Raw genomic sequence first — 21,337 nt, forward strand, 5'->3', positions numbered from 1 at the left:
GCAGCTCCTACGCTAGCGCAATGTCCTTCTAATCTTTGCGAACCCAGCGCGCCTGGCGCCACCCCTGTTGCTGCGCCTCGGTCTGGAAGGTCCAGGCCACGAAACGACTCTGCTTCTGGCCCTGGGACATTTCCACCACCTGGCTGTGCAGCGCACCGGCTTTCTTCAACGCAGCCTGGATCGCCGGCAGGTTCGAAGCTTTCGATACCAGGGTGCTGAACCACAGCACTTGGCTGGCCAGTTGTGCGCTTTCGCTGATCAATTGCGTGACGAACCGGGCTTCCCCACCCTCGCACCACAACTCCGCAGCCTGGCCGCCAAAATTCAGCACCGGCAGCTTGCGCTTCGGATCGGCCTTGCCCAGTGCCCGCCACTTGCGCTGGCTGCCCTTGGTGGCTTCTTCCAGGGAGGCGTGGAACGGCGGGTTGCACATCGTCAGGTCGAACCGTTCGCCATCTTCCAGCAGGCCCAGGAGGATCTGCTTGCGGTTGGCTTGCTGGCGCAACTGGATGGCCTTGCTCAAGCCATTGGATTGGACGATGGCCTTGGCCGAGGCAATGGCGGTCGGGTCGATCTCCGAGCCAAGGAAGTGCCAGCGGTAGTCGCTGTAGCCGATCAACGGATAGACGCAGTTGGCGCCAGTGCCGATGTCCAGCACTTTCACCGCCGCTCCCCGAGGGATTTCGCCGTCGTTATGACTGGCGAGCAGATCGGCGAGGAAGTGCACATAGTCCGCGCGACCAGGCACTGGGGGGCACAGGTAGTCGGCTGGAATGTCCCAATGGGCGATGCCATAGAAGGCTTTGAGCAGCGCCCGGTTGAACACCCGCACCGCGTCGGGGCTGGCGAAGTCGATGCTTTCCTTGCCGTACGGATTGAGGATCACGAACTTGGCCAATTCAGGCGTGGACTTGATCAACGCCGGGAAGTCGTAGCGGCCCTGGTGGCGGTTGCGCGGGTGGAGGCTGGCCTTCTCCCGCGGCACCACGGCCTTGGCCTCGGTGGGGGACTTGGGCTTCTGGCGGACAGGTTTTGGGGAGCGAGGGGCGGTCATGGGCGGGTCGATTCGGGGATGGCTCAAAAAGTGGCGGTATTGTCCCACATCCAGCCTGCTCTTGATGACTGCGCAATTCAAATGTGGGAGCGAGCTTGCTCGCGATGGCGGCGACACATCCAGCATTGATGCAAGCTGACCCTCCGCTATCGCGAGCAAGCTCGCTCCCACAGGGGGACTCAGCATGAGTAAGAAAAGTGCCAGGCAGAAAAAAGGAGGCCGCCAGGGCCTCCTTCTTCAGTGACGAGCCGCCGTTACAGGCTGGAGATCCGCCCATGCTGCTCGGCCAGCTTGCCCAGGGCCTGTTCGGCCTCGGCCAGTTTGGCTCGTTCCTTCTCGATGACTTCGGCCGGAGCCTTGTCGACGAAACCGGCGTTGGACAGTTTGCCGCCGACCCGCTGCACTTCACCCTTCAGGCGCAGGATTTCCTTGTCCAGGCGTGCCAGTTCGGCGGCCTTGTCGATCAGGCCAGCCATCGGCACCAGCACTTCCATCTCGCCGACCAGGGCGGTGGCGGACAGTGGCGCTTCTTCGCCGGCGGCCAGTACCGTCACCGACTCGAGCTTCGCCAGCTTCTTGAGCAGCGCTTCGTTTTCGTTGAGGCGGCGCAGGTCTTCGACGCTGGCATTCTTCAGGAACAGGGTCAGCGGCTTGCCCGGGCCGATGTTCATTTCGGCGCGGATGTTACGCAGGCCCAGCATGAAGGTCTTGAGCCATTCGATGTCGTCCTCGGCTGCCGGATCGATGCGGGTCTCGTTGGCCACCGGCCACGGTTGCAGCATGATCGTCTTGCCCTGGATGCCCGCCAGCGGTGCGATGCGCTGCCAGATTTCCTCGGTGATGAACGGCATGAACGGATGCGCCAGGCGCAGGGCCACTTCCAGCACGCGAACCAGGGTGCGGCGGGTGCCGCGCTGGCGTTCGAGCGGTGCGTTTTCGTCCCACAGCACCGGCTTGGACAGCTCCAGGTACCAGTCGCAGTACTGGTTCCAGATGAACTCGTACAAGGCTTGTGCGGCCAGGTCGAAACGGAACTGGTCCAGTTGGCGGGTCACTTCGGCTTCGGTGCGTTGCAGCTGGGAAATGATCCAGCGATCGGCCAGGGTCAGTTCGTAGGCTTCGCCGTTCTGGCCGCAGTCTTCGCCCTTGTCCAGCACGTAGCGCGCGGCGTTCCAGATCTTGTTGCAGAAGTTGCGATAGCCTTCGACGCGACCCATGTCGAACTTGATGTCGCGACCGGTGGACGCCAGCGAGCAGAAAGTGAAACGCAGGGCGTCGGTGCCGTAGCTGGCGATGCCCTCGGCGAACTCTTCGCGGGTGGCCTTCTCGATCTTCTTCGCCAGTTTCGGCTGCATCAGGCCGGAGGTGCGTTTCTGCACCAGGGTTTCCAGGTCGATGCCGTCGATGATGTCCAGCGGGTCCAGGACGTTGCCCTTGGACTTGGACATCTTCTGGCCCTGGCCGTCGCGCACCAGGCCATGAACGTAGACCGTCTTGAACGGTACTTGCGGGGTACCGTCTTCGTTCTTCACCAGGTGCATGGTCAACATGATCATCCGGGCGACCCAGAAGAAAATGATGTCGAAGCCGGTGACCAGCACGTCGGTGGAGTGGAATTTCTTGAGGAACTCGGTCTGCTGCGGCCAGCCCAGGGTCGAGAAGGTCCACAGCCCCGAGCTGAACCAGGTGTCGAGGACGTCGTTGTCCTGCGTCAGGGCGACGTCCGGACCGAGGTTGTGCTTGGCGCGGACTTCGGCTTCATCGCGGCCGACATAGACCTTGCCCGATTCGTCGTACCAGGCCGGGATGCGATGGCCCCACCACAGCTGACGGCTGATGCACCAATCCTGGATGTCACGCATCCACGAGAAGTACATGTTTTCGTATTGCTTGGGCACGAACTGGATGCGGCCGTCTTCCACGGCGGCAATCGCCGGCTCGGCCAGCGGTTTGGTGGACACGTACCACTGGTCGGTCAGCCACGGCTCGATGATGGTGCCGGAGCGGTCGCCTTTCGGTACTTTCAGGGCGTGATCGTCGACGCTGACCAGCAGGCCGGCGGCCTCGAATGCCGCGACGATCTGCTTGCGCGCTTCGAAGCGGTCCAGGCCGGCGTATTCGGCCGGCAGCGTGCCGTCGACGCTTTCGTTCAGCGTGCCGTCGAGGTTGAACACCTGGGCCGCCGGCAAGACAGTGGCGTTCTTGTCGAAGATGTTCAGCAGCGGCAGGTTGTGGCGCTTGCCGACTTCGTAGTCGTTGAAATCGTGGGCCGGGGTGATTTTCACACAGCCGGTGCCGAATTCAGGGTCGCAGTAATCGTCGCCGATGATCGGGATGCGCCGGCCAACCAGGGGCAGTTCGACGAACTTGCCGATCAGTGCCTGGTAGCGCTCATCGTTCGGGTTTACCGCCACGGCGGAGTCACCCAGCATGGTTTCCGGACGCGTGGTGGCGACGATCAGGTAATCCTTGCCTTCGGCGGTCTTGGCGCCGTCGGCCAGGGGGTACTTCAGGTTCCATAGGAAACCTTTCTCGTCGTGGTTCTCCACTTCGAGGTCGGAAATGGCCGTGTGCAACTTGGTGTCCCAGTTGACCAGGCGCTTGCCGCGATAGATCAGTCCGTCTTCATGCAGGCGCACGAAGGCTTCCTTCACCGCTTCCGAAAGACCGTCGTCCATGGTGAAGCGCTCGCGGCTCCAGTCCACGGACGAGCCGAGGCGACGGATCTGGCGGCTGATGTTGCCACCGGACTCGTCTTTCCATTCCCAGACTTTCTCGAGGAATTTCTCGCGACCCAGGTCGTGGCGATTCTGGCCTTGGGCTTCGAGGCGACGTTCCACCAGCATCTGCGTGGCGATACCGGCATGGTCGGTGCCCGGCTGCCACAAGGTGTTGCGACCTTGCATGCGACGGAAACGGATCAGGGCGTCCATGATCGCGTTGTTGAAGCCGTGGCCCATGTGCAGGCTGCCGGTGACGTTCGGCGGCGGGATCATGATGGTGTAGGAATCGCCCGCGCCTTGCGGAGCGAAATAATTCTCGGACTCCCAGGTGTTGTACCAGGAAGTTTCAATGGCGTGCGGCTGGTAGGTCTTATCCATGCGCGGCGGGACCCTATTGGCATTTATTCAGGAAAAGCCGGGAAGTATAGCGGGCGGGGCTGGTGCAAGCCACAGGCTGGAGGCGCCGGGCGCAGAGTTTGTGGGCACTGTCGAACCCTGTGGGAGCCGAGCTTGCTCGCGATGGCGGCGGATCCGCTGCATCAATGCCGGATGTGCCGCCGCCATCGCGAGCAAGCTCGGCTCCCACAAGGTGTCCACTGTAAGGCAGGAAAACTACTCGTAGTGGCTGAGCAACCGCTCCATCCGCGCATCCAGCCGGCGCTTGATCTCGGTTTCGATGTGCGGGGCGAAGTCGTCGATGACGTCTTGCATGATCAACTGCGCCGCAGCGCGCAATTCGCGGTCCAGGTGCAGCAGGGCGTCGGGGCCCTTGGCTTCGGCCTTGGCGGCCGGCTCGGGTTCGGGCTGGCCGTTGATCGGATCGAACAGCAGGGGAATCTGCTCGTCATGCACCGGCTCGGGCACGACCGTGTCGGTCAGCAGTGGCGGTTGCAGGTTGTCGTCGCCGAGCAACTGGCGGATCGACTCGAGGTCATCCAGCAGGTGCGCGGGCTTTTGTGGCGATTTTGGAGTGTCCATCGTAGGGCTCAGAGTCGCTGTAAACGGTGGTCTTGCAGAGGATAGCCCTGTTCGCGGTAGAAACGGAAACTCTCCCGCGCGGCTTGTCGGATGGCCGGGTCTTCGACCACCACTTCCGCCACACGGGCGAAGCGCTGGGCAAAGGCCGGTACTTTCAGGTCGAGGTTGACCAACAGGTCCTGGTGCTGGCCGCAGTCATCTCCCAGCCCCAGCACGATCAGCCCCTCGGGTTCGCTTTCGGCTGGGCCATGGGGCACGAAACTCTCGCCCTTGAAAGCCCATAGGCGTGCGTCCAGGTCATCGCGCTGGGCGGCATCGCTGCAATGCAGGTAGATGCGGTGTCCCATGCGCCAGGCCTTTTCGACGAGCTTGCAGGCGAAATCCAGCCGCGCCGACGGATCGGCGCTGGGCAGGATATAGAAATCGACTTTGGTCATTGCGGTTCCTGAGTCGCCGCTGGCGCCACCCGAGGGCGACGCCAACGACGGTCATCGGTGTCAGGCCTTGGCGCGGTCCAGCAGGTACTGGGTCAGCAGGGGTACTGGACGACCGGTGGCGCCTTTGTCCTTGCCGCCGCTGGTCCAGGCCGTGCCGGCGATGTCCAGGTGCGCCCAGTTCAGGTTCTTGGTGAAGCGCGACAGGAAGCAGGCTGCGGTGATGGTCCCGGCTTTCGGGCCGCCGATGTTGGCGATGTCGGCGAACGGGCTGTCCAGTTGTTCCTGGTACTCGTCGAACAAGGGCAACTGCCAGGCGCGGTCGTCGGCTTGCTGGCCGGCGCTGAGCAATTGGCCGATCAGTTCGTCGTTGTTGCCCAGCAGGCCCGAGGTGTGGGAGCCGAGGGCGACGATGCAGGCGCCGGTCAGTGTCGCGATGTCGATCACTGCTTGCGGCTTGAAGCGCTCGGAGTAGGTGAGGGCGTCACACAGCACCAGGCGGCCTTCGGCGTCGGTGTTGAGGATTTCCACGGTCTGGCCGCTCATGGTGGTGACGATGTCGCCCGGACGCGAGGCCGTGCCGCTGGGCATGTTCTCGGCGCAGGCCAGGATGCACACCAGGTTGATCGGCAGTTGCAGTTCGAGCACGGCGCGCAGGGTGCCGAACACGCTCGCGGCACCGCCCATGTCGTACTTCATTTCATCCATGCCGGCGCCTGGCTTGAGGCTGATGCCGCCGGTGTCGAAGGTGATGCCCTTGCCGACCAGCGCGTAAGGCTTCTCGGACTTCTTGCCGCCGTTGTATTGCATGACGATCAGGCGTGGCGGCTGGGCGCTGCCCTGGCCGACGGCATAGAACGAACCCATGCCCAGGTCCTTGATCTTCTTCTCGTCGAAGACTTCGACCTTCAGGCCCTTGAACTCTTTGCCCAGTGCCTTGGCCTGTTCGCCGAGGAACGTCGGGTGGCAGATGTTCGGCGGCAGGTTGCCCAGGTCGCGGGTGAAGGCCATGCCGTTGGCAATCGCGGTGGCGTGGGTCACGGCGCGCTGGACTTCAGCCTGGGCGGCCTTGATGGTCAGCAGGGTGATTTTCTTCAGGGCGCGGGATTCGGCTTTCTGGCTCTTGAACTGGTCGAACTGGTATTCGCCGTCCACCAGGGTTTCAGCCAGCAGGCGGTTCTTGCCGTAGCTGTCGCGACCCTTGACCACCAACTCGTCCAACGCCAGGACGGCATCAGCGCCGCCCAGGCCCTTGAGGGTGCCCAACACGCCGGCGATGATTTTACGGAACGGACGGTCGCCCAGTTCGGCGTCCTTGCCCACGCCCACCAGCAGCACCCGATCGGCCTTGAGGTTGGGCAAGCTGTGCAGCAACAGGCTCTGGCCGACCTTGCCGGCCAGGTCGCCGCGCTTGAGCACGGCGCTGATGGCACCGCCGCTCAGGCTGTCGAGCTGGGTGGCGACGACGCCGAGCTTGCGGTTTTCACCGACGGCAACCACCAGTGTGGCGGTTTTCAACGTTTCTGGGCTGACGCTTTTTACAACCAGTTCCATGTCCGGATCCCTGAGTGAATGGTCAAGAGGCCAGGCGCCGACACAATGGCGCGCTGAGCGAGCTTCTTCTATATAAAAGAAGCGCCGGTGCTTGCCGGCGACAAAGGCCGCAGTTTGAACCCCGGCGCCCGAGCCTGACAACCCTCGACGGCGCTAACTTTTGGCTTTAAGCACCGGTTTAAAGCGTGCGAAGTGACAGGCGCCTCCAATCACAGGATAATGCGGCTCTTTTTTCGGCGGTTCGCGTTGGCGGACCGGCTCGATACGTTTGCTTGTTTGGCCGCCTTAGCCTGACAACCTTGGAGTGTCTGGTTTGATCGTCTTTCGTTATCTATCCCGCGAAGTCCTGCTGACCCTGAGCGCCGTGAGCGCCGTGCTGCTGGTCATCATCATGAGCGGACGCTTCATCAAGTACCTTGCCCAGGCGGCCTCCGGCGCCCTGGATCCGGGCTCCCTGTTCCTGATCATGGGGTTCCGCCTGCCGGGCTTCCTGCAATTGATCCTGCCGCTGGGGTTGTTCCTCGGCATTTTGCTGGCTTATGGGCGCCTGTACCTGGACAGCGAAATGACCGTGCTGTCGGCCACCGGCATGAGCCAGCAACGGCTGTTTCGCATGACCCTGTTCCCGGCCACATTGGTGGCGCTGGTGGTGGCCTGGCTGAGCCTGAGCCTGTCGCCCCAGGGCGCCAACCAATTCCAGCTGCTGATCAACCAGCAGGACGCCATGACCGAATTCGACACCCTGGTGCCAGGGCGTTTCCAGGCCCTGCGCGATGGTACGCGGGTGACCTACACCGAACAGCTCTCGGATGACCGGATCGACCTGGGCGGCGTCTTCATTACGCAAAAGAACCTGTCTTCGGACTCCAAGAAGGACCGTGGCATTTCCGTGCTGGTGGCCGAGAAGGGCCGGCAGGAAATCAACCCCGACGGCAACCGCTACCTGATCCTGCACAATGGCTATCGCTACGATGGCAAGCCGGGGCAGGCCGACTACCGGGCCATCAAGTACGACACCTATGGCGTGCTGTTGCCCAAGCCCGAGGTCAGCGACGAAGTCACCGATCGCGATGCGATGCCGACCGCCAGCCTGCTGGGCAACCAGGACATTCGTGCCCGCACCGAGTTGCAATGGCGCCTGTCGTTGCCGCTGCTGGTGTTCATCGTGACCCTCATGGCGGTCCCGCTGTCGCGGGTCAACCCGCGCCAGGGTCGTTTCCTCAAGTTGCTGCCGGCGATTCTCTTGTATATGGCTTACCTGACCATCCTGATTTCCGCCCGCGGCGCCCTGGAGAAGGGCAAGATCCCGCCGGCGCTGGGCTTGTGGTGGGTGCATGGCATCTTCCTGGCCATCGGCCTGGGGCTGCTCTATTGGGAACCGCTGCGCCTGAAACTGGCCAGTCGTCGCAGCGCGCTGGAGGTGGCCCGTGGTTAAACTCGACCGCTACATCGGCAGCAGCGTGTTCATGGCGATTCTCGCGGTGCTGGGGATCATCCTTGGCCTGGCGACCCTGTTTGCCTTCATCGATGAAATGAGCGACGTCAGCGACACCTATACCCTGATGGACGTGGCGAGCTATGTGCTGCTGACCGCGCCTCGGCGCCTTTACGACATGCTGCCGATGGCGGCGCTGATCGGCTGCCTGATCGGCCTGGGCAGCCTGGCCAGCAACAGCGAGCTGACCATCATGCGCGCAGCAGGCGTGTCCATTGGTCGGATCGTCTGGGCGGTGATGAAGCCGATGCTGGTGCTGATGCTGGTGGGTGTGTTGATCGGCGAATACATCGCCCCGGCCACTGAAAACACCGCCCAGGCCAACCGTTCCCTGGCCCAGGGCGGCGGTGATGCGCAAAGCGCCAAGCACGGCCTGTGGCACCGCCAGGGTGACGAGTTCATCCACATCAACTCGGTCCAGCCCAATGGCATCCTCTATGGCGTGACCCGCTATCGTTTCGACGATCAGCGGCACATGCTGTCATCGAGCTTCGCCAAGCGGGCGAATTTCGCCGAGGACCACTGGCAACTGAGTGATGTCACCACCACCCTGTTCCATGACAAACGCACCGAAGTGGTCGCCGCCCCGCAAGAGCGTTGGGATGTGTCGATCAGCCCGCAGTTGCTCAGTACCGTGGTGATGGCGCCGGAGTCGCTGTCGATTACCGGTTTGTGGGGCTATATCCACTACCTGGCGGACCAGGGCCTGAACAATGGCCGCTACTGGCTGGCCTTTTGGGTCAAGGTGTTGCAACCGCTGGTCACCGCCGCCCTGGTGTTGATGGCGATTTCCTTCATTTTCGGCCCGCTGCGTTCGGTGACCCTCGGTCAACGGGTGTTTACCGGTGTGCTGGTGGGCTTCACCTTCCGTATCGCCCAGGATCTGCTGGGGCCGTCGAGCCTGGTGTTCGGTTTCTCGCCGCTGTTCGCGGTGCTGGTCCCGGCCGGTGTCTGCGCGTTGGCCGGGGTCTGGCTGCTGCGTCGGGCGGGTTGAGCTACATCCAACGTGGCGAGCGGGCTCCTGTGGCGAGGGAGCTTGCTCCCGCTGGACTGCGCAGCAGTCCCCTACCGTCTGCCTGACATATCGCCGTGGCGGGTAAATCGAGGGCCGCTTCGCAGCCCAACGGGAGCAAGCTCCCTCGCCACAAGAGCTCATCGACAGGCGAACGTGACGCTTGCGCGGTGTATCAGGTACAATTCCCGGCTATTTTTCGGCGGGCCATGCCTGCAGCCTTTTTGAGTGTTGATCCGTGAGTGATTTGAGTCATATCCGCAATTTCTCCATCATCGCCCACATTGACCATGGCAAGTCGACGCTGGCTGATCGCTTCATCCAGATGTGCGGCGGCCTGGCCGAGCGTGAAATGGAAGCCCAGGTCCTGGATTCCATGGACCTCGAGCGTGAGCGCGGGATCACCATCAAGGCCCACAGCGTTACCCTCTATTACAAGGCCCGCGACGGCGTCACCTACCAGCTGAACTTCATCGATACCCCCGGCCACGTCGACTTCACCTATGAAGTCAGCCGGTCGTTGGCGGCCTGTGAGGGTGCATTGCTGGTGGTCGATGCCGGCCAGGGCGTCGAGGCCCAGTCGGTCGCCAACTGCTACACGGCCATCGAGCAGGGCCTGGAAGTCATGCCGGTGCTGAACAAGATCGACCTGCCCCAGGCCGATCCGGACCGTGTGAAGGAAGAAATCGAGAAAATCATCGGCATCGACGCCACCGACGCGGTCACCTGCAGCGCCAAGACCGGCCTGGGCGTGGATGAAGTGCTCGAACGCCTGGTCACCACCATTCCCGCGCCAACCGGCAACATCGAAGATCCGCTGCAAGCGTTGATCATCGACTCCTGGTTCGACAACTACCTGGGTGTAGTCTCCCTGGTTCGCGTGCGCCATGGCCGCGTGAGGAAGGGCGACAAGATCCTGGTCAAGTCCACCGGCAAGATCCACCTGGTGGACAGCGTCGGGGTCTTCAACCCGAAACATACCGCCACCGTCGACCTGAAGGCCGGTGAAGTGGGCTTCATCATTGCCGGTATCAAGGACATCCACGGGGCGCCGGTCGGCGACACCCTGACCTTGAGCTCCACCCCCGACGTCGATGTGCTGCCCGGTTTCAAGCGCATCCAGCCGCAGGTCTATGCCGGCCTGTTCCCGGTCAGCTCCGACGACTTCGAGGATTTCCGCGAAGCCCTGCAAAAGCTGACCCTGAACGACTCGTCCCTGCAATACACTCCGGAAAGCTCCGACGCCCTGGGCTTCGGCTTCCGCTGCGGGTTCCTGGGCATGCTGCACATGGAAATCATCCAGGAGCGCCTGGAGCGCGAGTACGACCTGGACCTGATCACCACGGCACCGACGGTAATCTTCGAGCTGCTGCTCAAGAACGGCGAAACCCTCTACGTCGACAACCCGTCCAAGCTGCCGGACCTGTCGGCCATCGAAGACATGCGCGAGCCGATCGTGCGGGCCAACATCCTTGTGCCTCAGGAGCACCTGGGTAACGTCATTACCCTGTGCATCGAGAAACGCGGCGTACAGCACGACATGCTGTTCCTTGGCACGCAGGTCCAGGTGACCTACGACCTGCCGATGAACGAAGTGGTGCTGGACTTCTTCGACCGTCTCAAATCCACCAGTCGCGGCTATGCTTCGCTGGACTATCATTTCGATCGTTACCAATCGGCTAATCTGGTGAAACTGGATGTGCTGATCAACGGTGAGAAAGTCGATGCCCTGGCATTGATCGTGCACCGTGACAACGCGCACTACAAAGGTCGTGCATTGACCGAGAAGATGAAGGAACTGATTCCGCGGCAGATGTTCGATGTGGCAATCCAGGCCGCCATTGGCGGGCAGATTGTGGCGCGTACAACCGTCAAGGCGCTCAGAAAGAACGTATTGGCCAAATGCTACGGCGGCGACGTCAGCCGTAAGCGCAAGCTGTTGGAAAAGCAGAAGGCCGGTAAAAAACGCATGAAGCAGGTCGGTAACGTGGAAATTCCACAGGAAGCCTTCCTTGCGGTGCTCAGGTTGGATAGTTAGGTCCTATGTCGCTAAATTTCCCGCTGTTGCTGGTTATCGCCGTGTTTGTCTGCGGCCTGTTGGCGTTGCTTGATCTGTTGTTCCTGGCGCCTCGGCGCCGGGCGGCCATTGCCTCATATCAGGGCAGCGTCAGCCAGCCTGATGGCGTGGTGGTCGAAAAGCTCAACAAGGAACCGCTGCTGGTCGAATACGGCAAGTCGTTCTTCCCGGTGCTGTTCATCGTGCTGGTGCTGCGCTCGTTCCTGGTGGAACCGTTCCAGATCCCGTCCGGCTCGATGAAGCCGACCCTGGACGTGGGCGATTTCATTCTGGTGAACAAGTTCTCCTACGGGATCCGCCTGCCGGTGATCGACAAGAAAGTCATCGAAGTGGGTGACCCGCAGCGCGGCGATGTCATGGTGTTCCGCTTCCCGAGCGACCCGAACGTCAACTACATCAAGCGCGTGGTCGGTTTGCCGGGCGACACGATTCGCTACACCGCCGACAAGCGTCTGTTCGTCAATGGCGAATCAGTGGCCGAACAATTGCTCGGCTCCGAGCCGGGTACGCTGGGCAGTGCCGAACTCTACCGGGAAAAACTCGGCGAGGCCGAACACCTGATCCGCAAGGAAATGAGCCGCTACCGCGCAACGCCGGACCGTTCGTGGACCGTGCCGGCGGGGCACTATTTCATGATGGGCGACAACCGCGACAACTCCAACGACAGCCGTTACTGGGATGATCCGAACATTCCCAAGGACCTGCTGGGCATGGTCCCGGACCGAAACATCGTCGGCAAGGCCTTTGCGGTCTGGATGAGCTGGCCGGAACCCAAACTCAGCCACCTGCCGAATTTCTCGCGGGTTGGCCTGATCAAGTAATCCCACACGGCGCTGTTGAACACAGCGCCGAATGCTTTTCTGGAGCCTGCACAAGGTTGCCCGGAGGCATGAAGCCAACGATAGTCAGGACGTCATTTTTGAACACAGCGTTAATTGTCCCAAGCCAACGGTGCCTTGCCACCGTGGCGGTGGAATCCAGCCACGAACTCAGCGTGGGTAAACCGTGAGCGTTTCTCTAAGCCGTCTCGAGCGTCAGCTCGGCTACACCTTCAAGGACCCGGACCTGATGCTCCTGGCCCTCACTCACCGCAGTTTTGCCGGGCGCAACAACGAACGCCTGGAATTCCTCGGTGATGCCATCCTCAACTTCGTGGCCGGCGAGGCGCTGTTCGAGCGCTTCCCGCTGGCCCGCGAAGGCCAGTTGTCGCGTTTGCGCGCGCGTTTGGTAAAAGGTGAGACCCTGGCTGTACTGGCCCGTGGTTTCGACCTGGGCGAATACCTGCGCCTGGGCTCCGGTGAATTGAAAAGCGGCGGTTTCCGTCGCGAGTCGATCCTGGCCGATGCCCTGGAAGCGTTGATTGGCGCGATCTACCTGGACTCCGGCATGGACATGGCGCGCGAACGCGTGCTGGCCTGGCTGACTTCCGAGATCGACAGCCTGACGCTGGTGGACACCAACAAGGATCCGAAGACCCGTTTGCAGGAATTCCTGCAATCGCGCAGTTGCGAACTGCCGCGCTACGAAGTGGTGGATATCCAGGGTGAGCCGCATTGCCGAACCTTCTTCGTCGAATGCGAAGTTGTCCTACTGAATGAAAAAAGCCGGGGTCAGGGTGTGAGTCGTCGTATTGCCGAACAGGTAGCGGCCGCCGCAGCACTGATTGCCCTGGGCGTGGAGAATGGCAATGACTGATACAACCGTCACCCGCTGCGGCTATGTCGCCATTGTCGGTCGGCCGAACGTGGGCAAGTCCACGCTGCTGAACCACATCCTGGGCCAGAAACTGGCGATCACCTCGCGCAAGCCCCAGACCACCCGCCACAACATGCTGGGCATCAAGACCGAAGGCGCCGTGCAGGCGATCTACGTCGACACCCCGGGCATGCACAAGGGTGGCGAAAAGGCCTTGAACCGCTACATGAACAAGACTGCCTCGGCGGCGTTGAAAGACGTCGACGTGGTGATCTTCGTGGTCGACCGCACCAAATGGACCGAAGAAGACCAGATGGTCCTCGAGCGCGTCCAGTACGTGACAGGGCCGTTGATCGTGGCACTGAACAAGACCGATCGCATCGAAGACAAGGCTGAACTGATGCCGCACCTGACCTGGTTGCAGGAGCAGTTGCCCAATGCCCAGATCATTCCGATCTCTGCCCAGCACGGCCATAACCTCGACGCGCTGGAGCGGGTGATTGCCGAACACCTGCCGGAAAACGATCATTTCTTCCCTGAAGACCAGATCACCGACCGCAGCAGCCGTTTCCTCGCCGCCGAGTTGGTGCGGGAGAAAATCATGCGCCAGATGGGCGCCGAGCTGCCGTACCAGATCACGGTCGAGATCGAGGAGTTCAAGCAACAGGGCAAGACCCTGCACATCCATGCGTTGATCCTCGTCGAACGTGACGGCCAGAAGAAAATCATCATTGGCGACAAGGGCGAGCGCATCAAGCGCATCGGCACCGAGGCGCGCAAGGACATGGAACTGCTGTTCGACTCCAAGATCATGCTCAACCTGTGGGTCAAGGTGAAGGGCGGCTGGTCCGATGACGAGCGTGCGCTGCGTTCGTTGGGTTACGGCGACCTCTGATCAGCTGACTGGATGTACCAAGAACCATTGTGGGAGCGAGCTTGCTCGCGATGAGGGCCTGATGTTCAACATGGATGTTGACTGACAGACCGCTATCGCGAGCAAGCTCGCTCCCACATTGGTTTGGGGTTGTTGAAAAACTCTGCTCGTCTATTGAGAACTCTGATTTCCATGCCCCCAACCCAACCCACCGGCCAACCCGCCTACGTCCTCCACAGCCGCGCCTACCGCGAAAGCAGCGCCCTGGTGGACTTCCTCACGCCCCAAGGGCGGCTGCGAGCAGTGTTGCGGGGGGCGCGGGGCAAGGCGGGGACGCTGGCGCGGCCGTTCGTGCCGCTGGAGGTCGAATTTCGCGGGCGTGGCGAGTTGAAGAACGTCGGGCGCATGGAAAGCAACGGCGTCGCCGCCTGGCTCAACGGCGAGGCGTTGTTCAGCGGCTTGTACCTCAATGAACTGCTGATCCGCCTGCTGCCCGCCGAAGATCCTCACCCGGCCGTCTTCGACCACTACGCCGCCACGCTGCTGGCCCTGGCCGAAGGCCGTCCGCTGGAGCCGCTGCTGCGTTCGTTCGAATGGCGGCTGCTGGATGACCTGGGCTATGGCTTCGCCCTGAGCACCGACCTGCACGGCGAGCCCATCGCCGCCGACGGTCTCTACCGTTTGCAAGTGGATGCTGGCCTGGAGCGGGTCTACCTGCTGCAACCGGGGCTGTTCAATGGCGCCGAGCTGCTGGCCATGGCCGAGGCCGACTGGAGCGCGCCGGGCGCCTTGTCGGCGGCCAAGCGCCTGATGCGCCAAGCCTTGGCCGTGCATTTGGGCGGTCGGCCCCTGGTCAGTCGCGAGCTGTTTCGCAAGCCCTGATCAACCCGTATGCTGTGGGCCGACTATCTGTCCCTTCAGGAGCCTTTTTGTGAGCACCAGCAATCGCATTCTTCTCGGCGTGAATATCGACCATGTCGCCACCCTGCGCCAGGCCCGTGGTACGCGCTACCCGGATCCGGTCAAGGCCGCGCTGGACGCGGAAGAGGCGGGTGCCGACGGCATCACCGTGCACCTGCGTGAAGACCGTCGCCACATCCAGGAGCGCGACGTGCTGCTGCTCAAGGACGTGCTGCAAACCCGCATGAACTTCGAAATGGGCGTGACCGAAGAAATGATGGCGTTCGCTGAGCTCATCCGCCCGGCGCACATCTGCCTGGTGCCGGAGACGCGCCAGGAACTGACCACCGAAGGCGGCCTCGACGTAGCGGGGCAGGAATCGCGGATCAGCCTGGCGGTGGAGCGCTTGTCGAAGATCGGTGCCGAGGTATCGCTGTTCATCGATGCCGACGAACGGCAGATCGAAGCGTCCAAGCGGGTCGGCGCCCCGGCCATCGAACTGCACACCGGTCGTTACGCCGATGCCGAAACCCCTACCGAGGTGGCCGACGAGCTGCAGCGGGTCGCCGATGGCGTCGCCTTTGGCCTGGCCCAGGGCTTGATCGTCAACGCCGGCCATGGCCTGCACTACCACAACGTTGAAGCCGTCGCGGCCATCAAGGGCATCAACGAGCTGAACATCGGCCACGCGCTGGTGGCCCATGCGTTGTTCGTCGGGTTCAAGTCGGCGGTGGCGGAAATGAAAGCGCTGATCCTGGCTGCCGCCAAGTCCTGACCCTGCCACCACATCCTGTGGGAGCGAGCTTGCTCGCGATAGCGGACTGACAGTCAACATCAATGCTGAATGTCAGGCCATCATCGCGAGCAAGCTCGCTCCCACAGGGGGTGGTATGACTTAAAGCTGCGGGGATTCCTGGTTCGGCTTGCTCTTGTCCACACCCGGCACGTGCAGGTTGCCCTCGGCCACCTGGTCGCCTTCGAGTTGCGGCTGCGTCACCCAGGTCAGGATGTCGTAGTAGCGACGGATGTTCGCCACGAAATGCACGGGCTCGCCGCCCCGGGCGTAGCCGTAGCGGGTCTTGCTGTACCACTGCTTCTGGGACAGGCGCGGCAGGATCTTCTTCACATCCAGCCACTTGTCCGGGTTCAGCCCTTCCTTGGCCGCCAGTTTGCGGGCGTCGTCCAGGTGGCCGCTGCCGACGTTATAGGCAGCCAGGGCGAACCAGGTGCGGTCGGGCTCCTGGATGCTTTCGTCCAGTTGGTCCTTCATGTAGGCCAGGTACTTGGCGCCGCCCATGATGCTTTGCTTCGGGTCCAGGCGGTTGGACACGCCCATGGCCTGGGCGGTGTTCTGGGTCAGCATCATCAGGCCGCGCACGCCGGTCTTGGACGTGACCGCCGGTTGCCACAGCGACTCCTGGTAGCCGATCGCGGCCAGCAGGCGCCAATCGACTTTTTCCTGCTTGGCGTAGGCCTTGAAGTGCTGTTCGTATTTGGGCAGGCGTTGTTGCAGGTGCTGGGCGAACGTGGTGGCGCCCATGTAGCCGAGGACATCGACGTGGCCGTAGTAGCGGTCCTTGAGGCGTTGCAGCGTGCCGTTCTTCTGCACCTTGTCGAGGTAGCTGTTGATCTCGTTGAGCAGGCTGTTGTCTTCACCTGGGGCCACCGCCCAGCTCTGGTTGCGGGCATCGCCCAGGTCGAAGGCCACGCGCACGTTGGGGAAGTACACCTGGTTCATCGCCACTTCGTTGGAGTCCACCAGGGTCAGGTCGATCTGCCCCTCGTCGACCATGCGCAGCAGGTCGACCACTTCAACCGCGTCGGACTCTTCGTATTCGATGCCCGGGTATTGCTGTTTCAGCTGCGCCAGCTGTTCGGCGTGGCTGCTGCCCTTGAGCACCATGATCTTCTTGCCCGCCAGGGCGGCCGCGTCGGTGGGGCGGGACTGGCCGTTGCGGTAGATGACCTGCGGGGTGACTTCCAGGTAGGCGTGGGAAAACCGCACCTGCTTCTTGCGCTGTTCGCTGCTGACCAGCCCCGCGGCCGCCAATACCGGACCGTTGGGTTTGCCGATCTGGTTGAACAGGTCGTCGAGGTTGTCGGCTGTCTCGATCTTCAGTTCCACACCCAAATCGTCGGCGAAGCGCTTCACCAGCTCGTATTCGAAGCCGGTTTCACCGTTACGATCCTCAAAGTAGGTGGCGGGGCTGTTTCGGGTAACCACCCGCAGCACGCCATCCTCCTTTACGCGCTCCAGTGTGTTGGGTTTCTCAACACAACCACTGAGCACCAGGAAGAGTCCGGTTGCGATCAGCCATCTGGCATATCGCGGACGCAAAGCCGTTGGGGAAAACATCTGCGCAGTATACGCAAACGGCCCCTACCGCCATATCTCGACAGCAAAAGGCCAGTCTGCTAGCGGTTGCAAAACATGTCCGCAACACCGGCCGGCCGGGGTGTGGCAGGCTTTGCGCCGCTGAAAAATATCTCTGCGCGAACCTTGGCACGGGGGGCCAATACCGTCGTACGCGCAAAGACCGACATTCGGCCAGCACCGTGCGTGCCGTTTCGGGTGCCGTTGCCGGCGGTTTAGGCTAGAATGCACGGCCTCAAAGCACACCCCCTTCCCGAGGCTGTCCCGAAGATGTTGATCCTGCGCGGCGCTCCTGCCCTTTCTGCCTTTCGCCACAGCAAACTCCTTGAGCAACTGAGCCAAAAGGTTCCGGCTGTCAGTGGCTTGTATGCTGAATTCGCTCACTTCGCCGAAGTCACCGGCGGTTTGACCGGCGACGAACAGCAGGTGCTCGCGCGCCTTCTGAAGTACGGCCCCAGTGTTCCTGTCCAGGAGCCGGCCGGTCGCCTGTTCCTGGTGCTGCCGCGTTTCGGCACCATTTCGCCATGGTCGAGCAAGGCCAGCGACATCGCCCGCAATTGCGGCCTGACGAAGGTCCAGCGCCTGGAGCGCGGCATTGCCTTTTATGTCGCCGGTGAGTTCAGCGAGGCCGAGGCCCAGTTGATCGCCGAAGGCCTGCATGACCGCATGACCCAGGTCGTGCTGGGCAACCTGGAGCAGGCCGCCGGTCTGTTCAGCCACGCCGAACCCAAGCCGCTGACGGCGATCGACGTACTGGGCGGCGGCCGTGCCGCACTGGAAAACGCCAACGCCGAACTGGGCCTGGCCCTGGCCGAAGACGAGATCGATTACCTGGTCACCGCCTTCCAGGGTTTGAAACGCAACCCGCACGACATCGAACTGATGATGTTCGCCCAGGCCAACTCCGAGCACTGCCGCCACAAGATCTTCAACGCCAGTTGGGACATTGACGGCCAGAGCCAGGAAAAAAGCCTGTTCGGCATGATCAAGAACACCTATCAGATGCATAACGAAGGTGTGCTGTCGGCCTACAAGGACAACGCCGCGGTGATCGTCGGCAACGTTGCCGGTCGCTTCTACCCGAACCCTGAGACCCGCCAGTACGGTGCGGTCCAGGAGCCGGTGCACATCCTGATGAAGGTCGAGACCCACAACCACCCGACCGCCATTGCGCCGTTCCCGGGCGCGTCCACCGGTTCCGGTGGCGAGATCCGCGACGAAGGCGCCACCGGCCGCGGTGCCAAGCCCAAGGCCGGCCTGACCGGCTTCACCGTGTCGAACCTGCAGATCCCAGGCTTCGAACAGCCGTGGGAAAAGCCCTACGGCAAGCCTGAGCGTATCGTCAACGCCCTCGACATCATGATCGAAGGTCCCCTGGGGGGCGCGGCGTTCAACAACGAATTCGGCCGTCCGGCCCTGACCGGCTACTTCCGTACCTTCGAACAGTCCATCACCACCCCCCGTGGTGAGGAAGTCCGTGGTTACCACAAGCCGATCATGCTCGCGGGCGGCATGGGCAACATCCGCGCCGAACACGTGCAGAAAGGCGAGATCCTGGTCGGCTCCAAGCTGATCGTCCTCGGCGGCCCGGCCATGCTGATCGGCCTGGGTGGCGGCGCGGCTTCCTCCATGGCCACCGGCACCAGCTCGGCCGACCTGGACTTCGCCTCGGTCCAGCGGGAAAACCCGGAAATGGAACGCCGTTGCCAGGAAGTCATCGACCGTTGCTGGCAGTTGGGTGAACACAACCCCATCAGCTTCATCCACGACGTCGGCGCGGGCGGCCTGTCCAACGCCTTCCCGGAACTGGTCAACGACGGCGGCCGCGGTGGCCGTTTCGAACTGCGCAACATTCCGAACGACGAGCCGGGCATGGCCCCGCACGAAATCTGGAGCAACGAATCCCAGGAACGTTACGTCCTGGCGGTCGGCCCGGCCGACTTCGAGCGCTTCCAGGCCATTTGCGAGCGCGAGCGCTGCCCGTTCGCGGTAGTGGGTGAAGCCACTGCCGAGCCGCAACTGACCGTCACCGACAGCCACTTCGGCAACAGCCCGGTGGACATGCCGTTGGAAGTGCTGCTGGGCAAGGCCCCGCGCATGCACCGTTCGGCGGTTCGCGAAGCGGAGCTGGGCGATGATTTCGATCCGTCGACCCTCGACCTCGCCGAGTCCATCGAGCGCGTGCTGCATCACCCGGCCGTGGCGAGCAAGAGCTTCCTGATCACCATCGGCGACCGCACCATCACCGGCCTCGTGGCCCGTGACCAGATGGTCGGCCCATGGCAGGTGCCGGTGGCCGACGTGGCCGTGACCGCCACCAGCTTCGACGTCTACACCGGCGAAGCCATGGCGATGGGCGAGCGCACGCCGCTGGCGCTGCTGGATGCCCCGGCCTCGGGCCGCATGGCGATCGGCGAGACCCTGACCAACATCGCGGCTTCGCGCATCGGCAAGATTTCCGACATCAAGCTGTCGGCCAACTGGATGTCCGCCGCCGGTCACCCGGGTGAAGATGCCCGCCTGTACGACACCGTCAAGGCCGTCGGCATGGAGCTGTGCCCGGAGCTGGGCATCACCATTCCGGTGGGCAAGGACTCCATGTCCATGGCCACGCGCTGGAACGACGAAGGCGTGGACAAGAGCGTGACCTCGCCGTTGTCGCTGATCGTGACCGGTTTCGCCCCGGTCACCGACATCCGCCAGACCTTGACCCCGCAACTGCGCATGGACAAGGGCACCACCGACCTGATCCTGATCGACCTGGGCCGTGGCCAGAACCGCATGGGCGCCTCGATCCTGGCCCAGGTGCATGGCAAGCTCGGTTCGCAAGCGCCGGACGTCGACGATGCCGAAGACCTGAAGGCGTTCTTCGCCGTCATCCAGGGCCTCAACGCCGACGGTCACCTGCTGGCCTACCACGACCGTTCTGACGGTGGTTTGCTGACCACCGTGGTGGAAATGGCCTTCGCCGGTCACTGTGGCCTGAGCCTGACCCTCGACAGCGTGGCCGAGTCCACGGCTGAAATCCCGGCCATCCTGTTCAACGAAGAACTGGGTGCGGTGATCCAGGTTCGCCAGGACGCCACCCCGGACATCCTCGCCCAGTTCAGCGCCGCCGGCCTGGCCGATTGCGTCTCGGTGATCGGCCAGCCGATCAACAACGCCCACATCAACATCACCTTCAACGGCGACACCGTCTTCGAAGGCCAGCGCAGTCTGTTGCAGCGTCAGTGGGCTGAAACCAGCTACCAGATCCAGCGCCTGCGCGACAACGCCGAGTGTGCCGAGCAGGAGTTCGACGCGCTGCTGGAAGAAGACAACCCGGGCCTGAGCGCCAAGCTCAGCTACGACGTCAACCTCGACGTGGCCGCGCCCTACATCAAGAAAGGCATTCGCCCACAAGTGGCGGTCCTGCGCGAGCAGGGCGTCAACGGCCAGGTGGAGATGGCGGCAGCGTTCGACCGCGCCGGTTTCAACGCGATCGACGTGCACATGAGCGACATCCTGGCCGGTCGTGTCGACCTGAACGACTTCAAGGGCATGGTCGCCTGCGGCGGTTTCTCCTACGGCGACGTGCTCGGTGCCGGTGAAGGCTGGGCCAAGTCGGCGCTGTTCAACAGCCGCGCCCGCGACGCGTTCCAAGGTTTCTTCGAGCGTAACGACAGCTTCACCCTCGGCGTGTGCAACGGTTGCCAGATGATGTCCAACCTGCACGAGCTGATCCCGGGCAGCGAATTCTGGCCGCACTTCGTGCGTAACCGTTCCGAGCAGTTCGAAGCGCGCGTGGCGATGGTCCAGGTCCAGGAGTCGAACTCGATCTTCCTGCAGGGCATGGCCGGTTCGCGCATGCCGATCGCCATCGCCCACGGCGAAGGCCATGCGGAATTCGAAAACGAAGAAGCCCTGCTCGAAGCCGACCTGTCCGGTTGCGTGTCGCTGCGGTTTGTCGACAACCACGGCAAGGTCACCGAAACCTACCCGGCCAACCCGAACGGCTCGCCACGCGGGATCACCGGCCTGACCAGCCGCGACGGCCGTGTCACGATCATGATGCCGCACCCGGAGCGGGTGTTCCGCGCGGTGCAGAACTCGTGGCGTTCGGACGACTGGAACGAAGACGCGCCCTGGATGCGCATGTTCCGTAACGCCCGCGTCTGGGTGAACTGA

At 62.7% G+C, this 21,337-nt stretch carries 15 protein-coding genes; 9 read left to right on the forward strand and 6 right to left on the reverse strand.

All coding sequences use genetic code 11. The features are described 5' to 3' along the window. Positions 1 to 28: 28 nt before the first annotated feature. The 5 genes from rlmF to J4E63_RS03030 all read right to left on the reverse strand — a co-directional run bounded on the left by rlmF (position 29) and on the right by J4E63_RS03030 (position 6,743). Entirely contained in the window at positions 29 to 1,054 is a 1,026-nt protein-coding gene (gene rlmF, locus J4E63_RS03010; RefSeq protein ID WP_207281067.1) for a 23S rRNA (adenine(1618)-N(6))-methyltransferase RlmF, read from the reverse strand. A gap of 254 nt (positions 1,055 to 1,308) precedes the next feature. Then, positions 1,309 to 4,155 carry a valine--tRNA ligase gene (locus J4E63_RS03015; protein WP_207281072.1) on the reverse strand — a complete coding sequence of 949 codons (2,847 nt, stop codon included), beginning with the start codon at positions 4,153 to 4,155 and terminating at the stop codon, positions 1,309 to 1,311. Positions 4,156 to 4,389: 234 nt separating this feature from the next. Beyond that, entirely contained in the window at positions 4,390 to 4,755 is a 366-nt protein-coding gene (locus J4E63_RS03020; RefSeq protein ID WP_072408968.1) for a DNA polymerase III subunit chi, read from the reverse strand. An 8-nt stretch (positions 4,756 to 4,763) separates the two neighbouring features. Next, positions 4,764 to 5,192, reverse strand: a complete 429-nt coding sequence (locus tag J4E63_RS03025; protein WP_072408970.1) for a DNA polymerase III subunit chi — start codon at positions 5,190 to 5,192, stop codon at positions 4,764 to 4,766. Between the two features lie 60 nt (positions 5,193 to 5,252). Beyond that, positions 5,253 to 6,743: a leucyl aminopeptidase gene (locus J4E63_RS03030; protein ID WP_207281073.1), complete on the reverse strand. Its 1,491-nt coding sequence runs from the start codon at positions 6,741 to 6,743 to the stop codon at positions 5,253 to 5,255. Between the two features lie 313 nt (positions 6,744 to 7,056). On the opposite strand from J4E63_RS03030, the gene lptF reads away from it, so the two are divergent. From lptF to pdxJ, 8 genes are all read left to right on the forward strand, one after another. Further along, a complete protein-coding gene (gene lptF / locus J4E63_RS03035; protein ID WP_207281074.1) occupies positions 7,057 to 8,178 on the forward strand; it encodes an LPS export ABC transporter permease LptF in 1,122 nt (373 codons plus the stop codon). Continuing rightward, the gene (gene lptG, locus J4E63_RS03040; RefSeq protein WP_207281076.1) at positions 8,171 to 9,232 is read left to right on the forward strand and encodes an LPS export ABC transporter permease LptG; all 1,062 of its coding nucleotides are present in this window, start codon (positions 8,171 to 8,173) and stop codon (positions 9,230 to 9,232) included. Before lptF ends, lptG begins: the two co-directional genes overlap by 8 nt. 256 nt (positions 9,233 to 9,488) lie before the next feature. Continuing rightward, complete coding sequence (gene lepA / locus J4E63_RS03045) at positions 9,489 to 11,288, forward strand: translation elongation factor 4 (RefSeq protein ID WP_192262208.1); 1,800 nt, start codon at positions 9,489 to 9,491, stop codon at positions 11,286 to 11,288. Between the two features lie 5 nt (positions 11,289 to 11,293). Beyond that, the gene (lepB, locus tag J4E63_RS03050; RefSeq protein WP_060740810.1) at positions 11,294 to 12,148 is read left to right on the forward strand and encodes a signal peptidase I; all 855 of its coding nucleotides are present in this window, start codon (positions 11,294 to 11,296) and stop codon (positions 12,146 to 12,148) included. 184 nt (positions 12,149 to 12,332) lie between these two features. Next, positions 12,333 to 13,022 (forward strand): ribonuclease III, encoded by a 690-nt coding sequence (rnc, locus tag J4E63_RS03055; protein ID WP_060740811.1) that lies wholly within the window; start codon positions 12,333 to 12,335, stop codon positions 13,020 to 13,022. Next, positions 13,015 to 13,917, forward strand: coding sequence for a GTPase Era (gene era, locus J4E63_RS03060; protein WP_003205264.1), 903 nt, complete (start codon positions 13,015 to 13,017; stop codon positions 13,915 to 13,917). The genes rnc and era overlap by 8 nt, the downstream gene beginning before the upstream one ends. Before the next feature lie 171 nt (positions 13,918 to 14,088). Next, entirely contained in the window at positions 14,089 to 14,778 is a 690-nt protein-coding gene (recO, locus tag J4E63_RS03065) for a DNA repair protein RecO (RefSeq protein ID WP_092251906.1), read from the forward strand. Positions 14,779 to 14,827: 49 nt separating this feature from the next. Continuing rightward, complete coding sequence (pdxJ, locus tag J4E63_RS03070; RefSeq protein ID WP_060740813.1) at positions 14,828 to 15,571, forward strand: pyridoxine 5'-phosphate synthase; 744 nt, start codon at positions 14,828 to 14,830, stop codon at positions 15,569 to 15,571. Between the two features lie 120 nt (positions 15,572 to 15,691). Here pdxJ and mltF read toward each other — a convergent pair whose 3' ends face one another. After that, a complete protein-coding gene (gene mltF, locus J4E63_RS03075; protein WP_081015374.1) occupies positions 15,692 to 17,152 on the reverse strand; it encodes a membrane-bound lytic murein transglycosylase MltF in 1,461 nt (486 codons plus the stop codon). Between the two features lie 288 nt (positions 17,153 to 17,440). Between mltF and purL the strand changes: the two genes are divergently transcribed. Then, positions 17,441 to 21,337, forward strand: a complete 3,897-nt coding sequence (gene purL / locus J4E63_RS03080; protein ID WP_207281077.1) for a phosphoribosylformylglycinamidine synthase — start codon at positions 17,441 to 17,443, stop codon at positions 21,335 to 21,337.

It is taken from the genome of Pseudomonas sp. FW300-N2F2, from assembly GCF_017351655.1.
In the GTDB taxonomy this organism is placed as follows: Bacteria; Pseudomonadota; Gammaproteobacteria; order Pseudomonadales; family Pseudomonadaceae; genus Aquipseudomonas; species Aquipseudomonas fluorescens_AA.

What these genes read in the sequence shown, in the direction of transcription:
- rlmF (WP_207281067.1), bottom strand. Translation starts at nt 1,054, where the DNA reads ATGACCGCCCCTCGCTCCCCAAAACCTGTCCGCCAGAAGCCCAAGTCC.
- J4E63_RS03015 (WP_207281072.1), bottom strand. Translation starts at nt 4,155, where the DNA reads ATGGATAAGACCTACCAGCCGCACGCCATTGAAACTTCCTGGTACAAC.
- J4E63_RS03020 (WP_072408968.1), bottom strand. Translation starts at nt 4,755, where the DNA reads ATGGACACTCCAAAATCGCCACAAAAGCCCGCGCACCTGCTGGATGAC.
- J4E63_RS03025 (WP_072408970.1), bottom strand. Translation starts at nt 5,192, where the DNA reads ATGACCAAAGTCGATTTCTATATCCTGCCCAGCGCCGATCCGTCGGCG.
- J4E63_RS03030 (WP_207281073.1), bottom strand. Translation starts at nt 6,743, where the DNA reads ATGGAACTGGTTGTAAAAAGCGTCAGCCCAGAAACGTTGAAAACCGCC.
- lepB (WP_060740810.1), top strand. Translation starts at nt 11,294, where the DNA reads ATGTCGCTAAATTTCCCGCTGTTGCTGGTTATCGCCGTGTTTGTCTGC.
- era (WP_003205264.1), top strand. Translation starts at nt 13,015, where the DNA reads ATGACTGATACAACCGTCACCCGCTGCGGCTATGTCGCCATTGTCGGT.
- recO (WP_092251906.1), top strand. Translation starts at nt 14,089, where the DNA reads ATGCCCCCAACCCAACCCACCGGCCAACCCGCCTACGTCCTCCACAGC.
- mltF (WP_081015374.1), bottom strand. Translation starts at nt 17,152, where the DNA reads ATGTTTTCCCCAACGGCTTTGCGTCCGCGATATGCCAGATGGCTGATC.
- purL (WP_207281077.1), top strand. Translation starts at nt 17,441, where the DNA reads ATGTTGATCCTGCGCGGCGCTCCTGCCCTTTCTGCCTTTCGCCACAGC.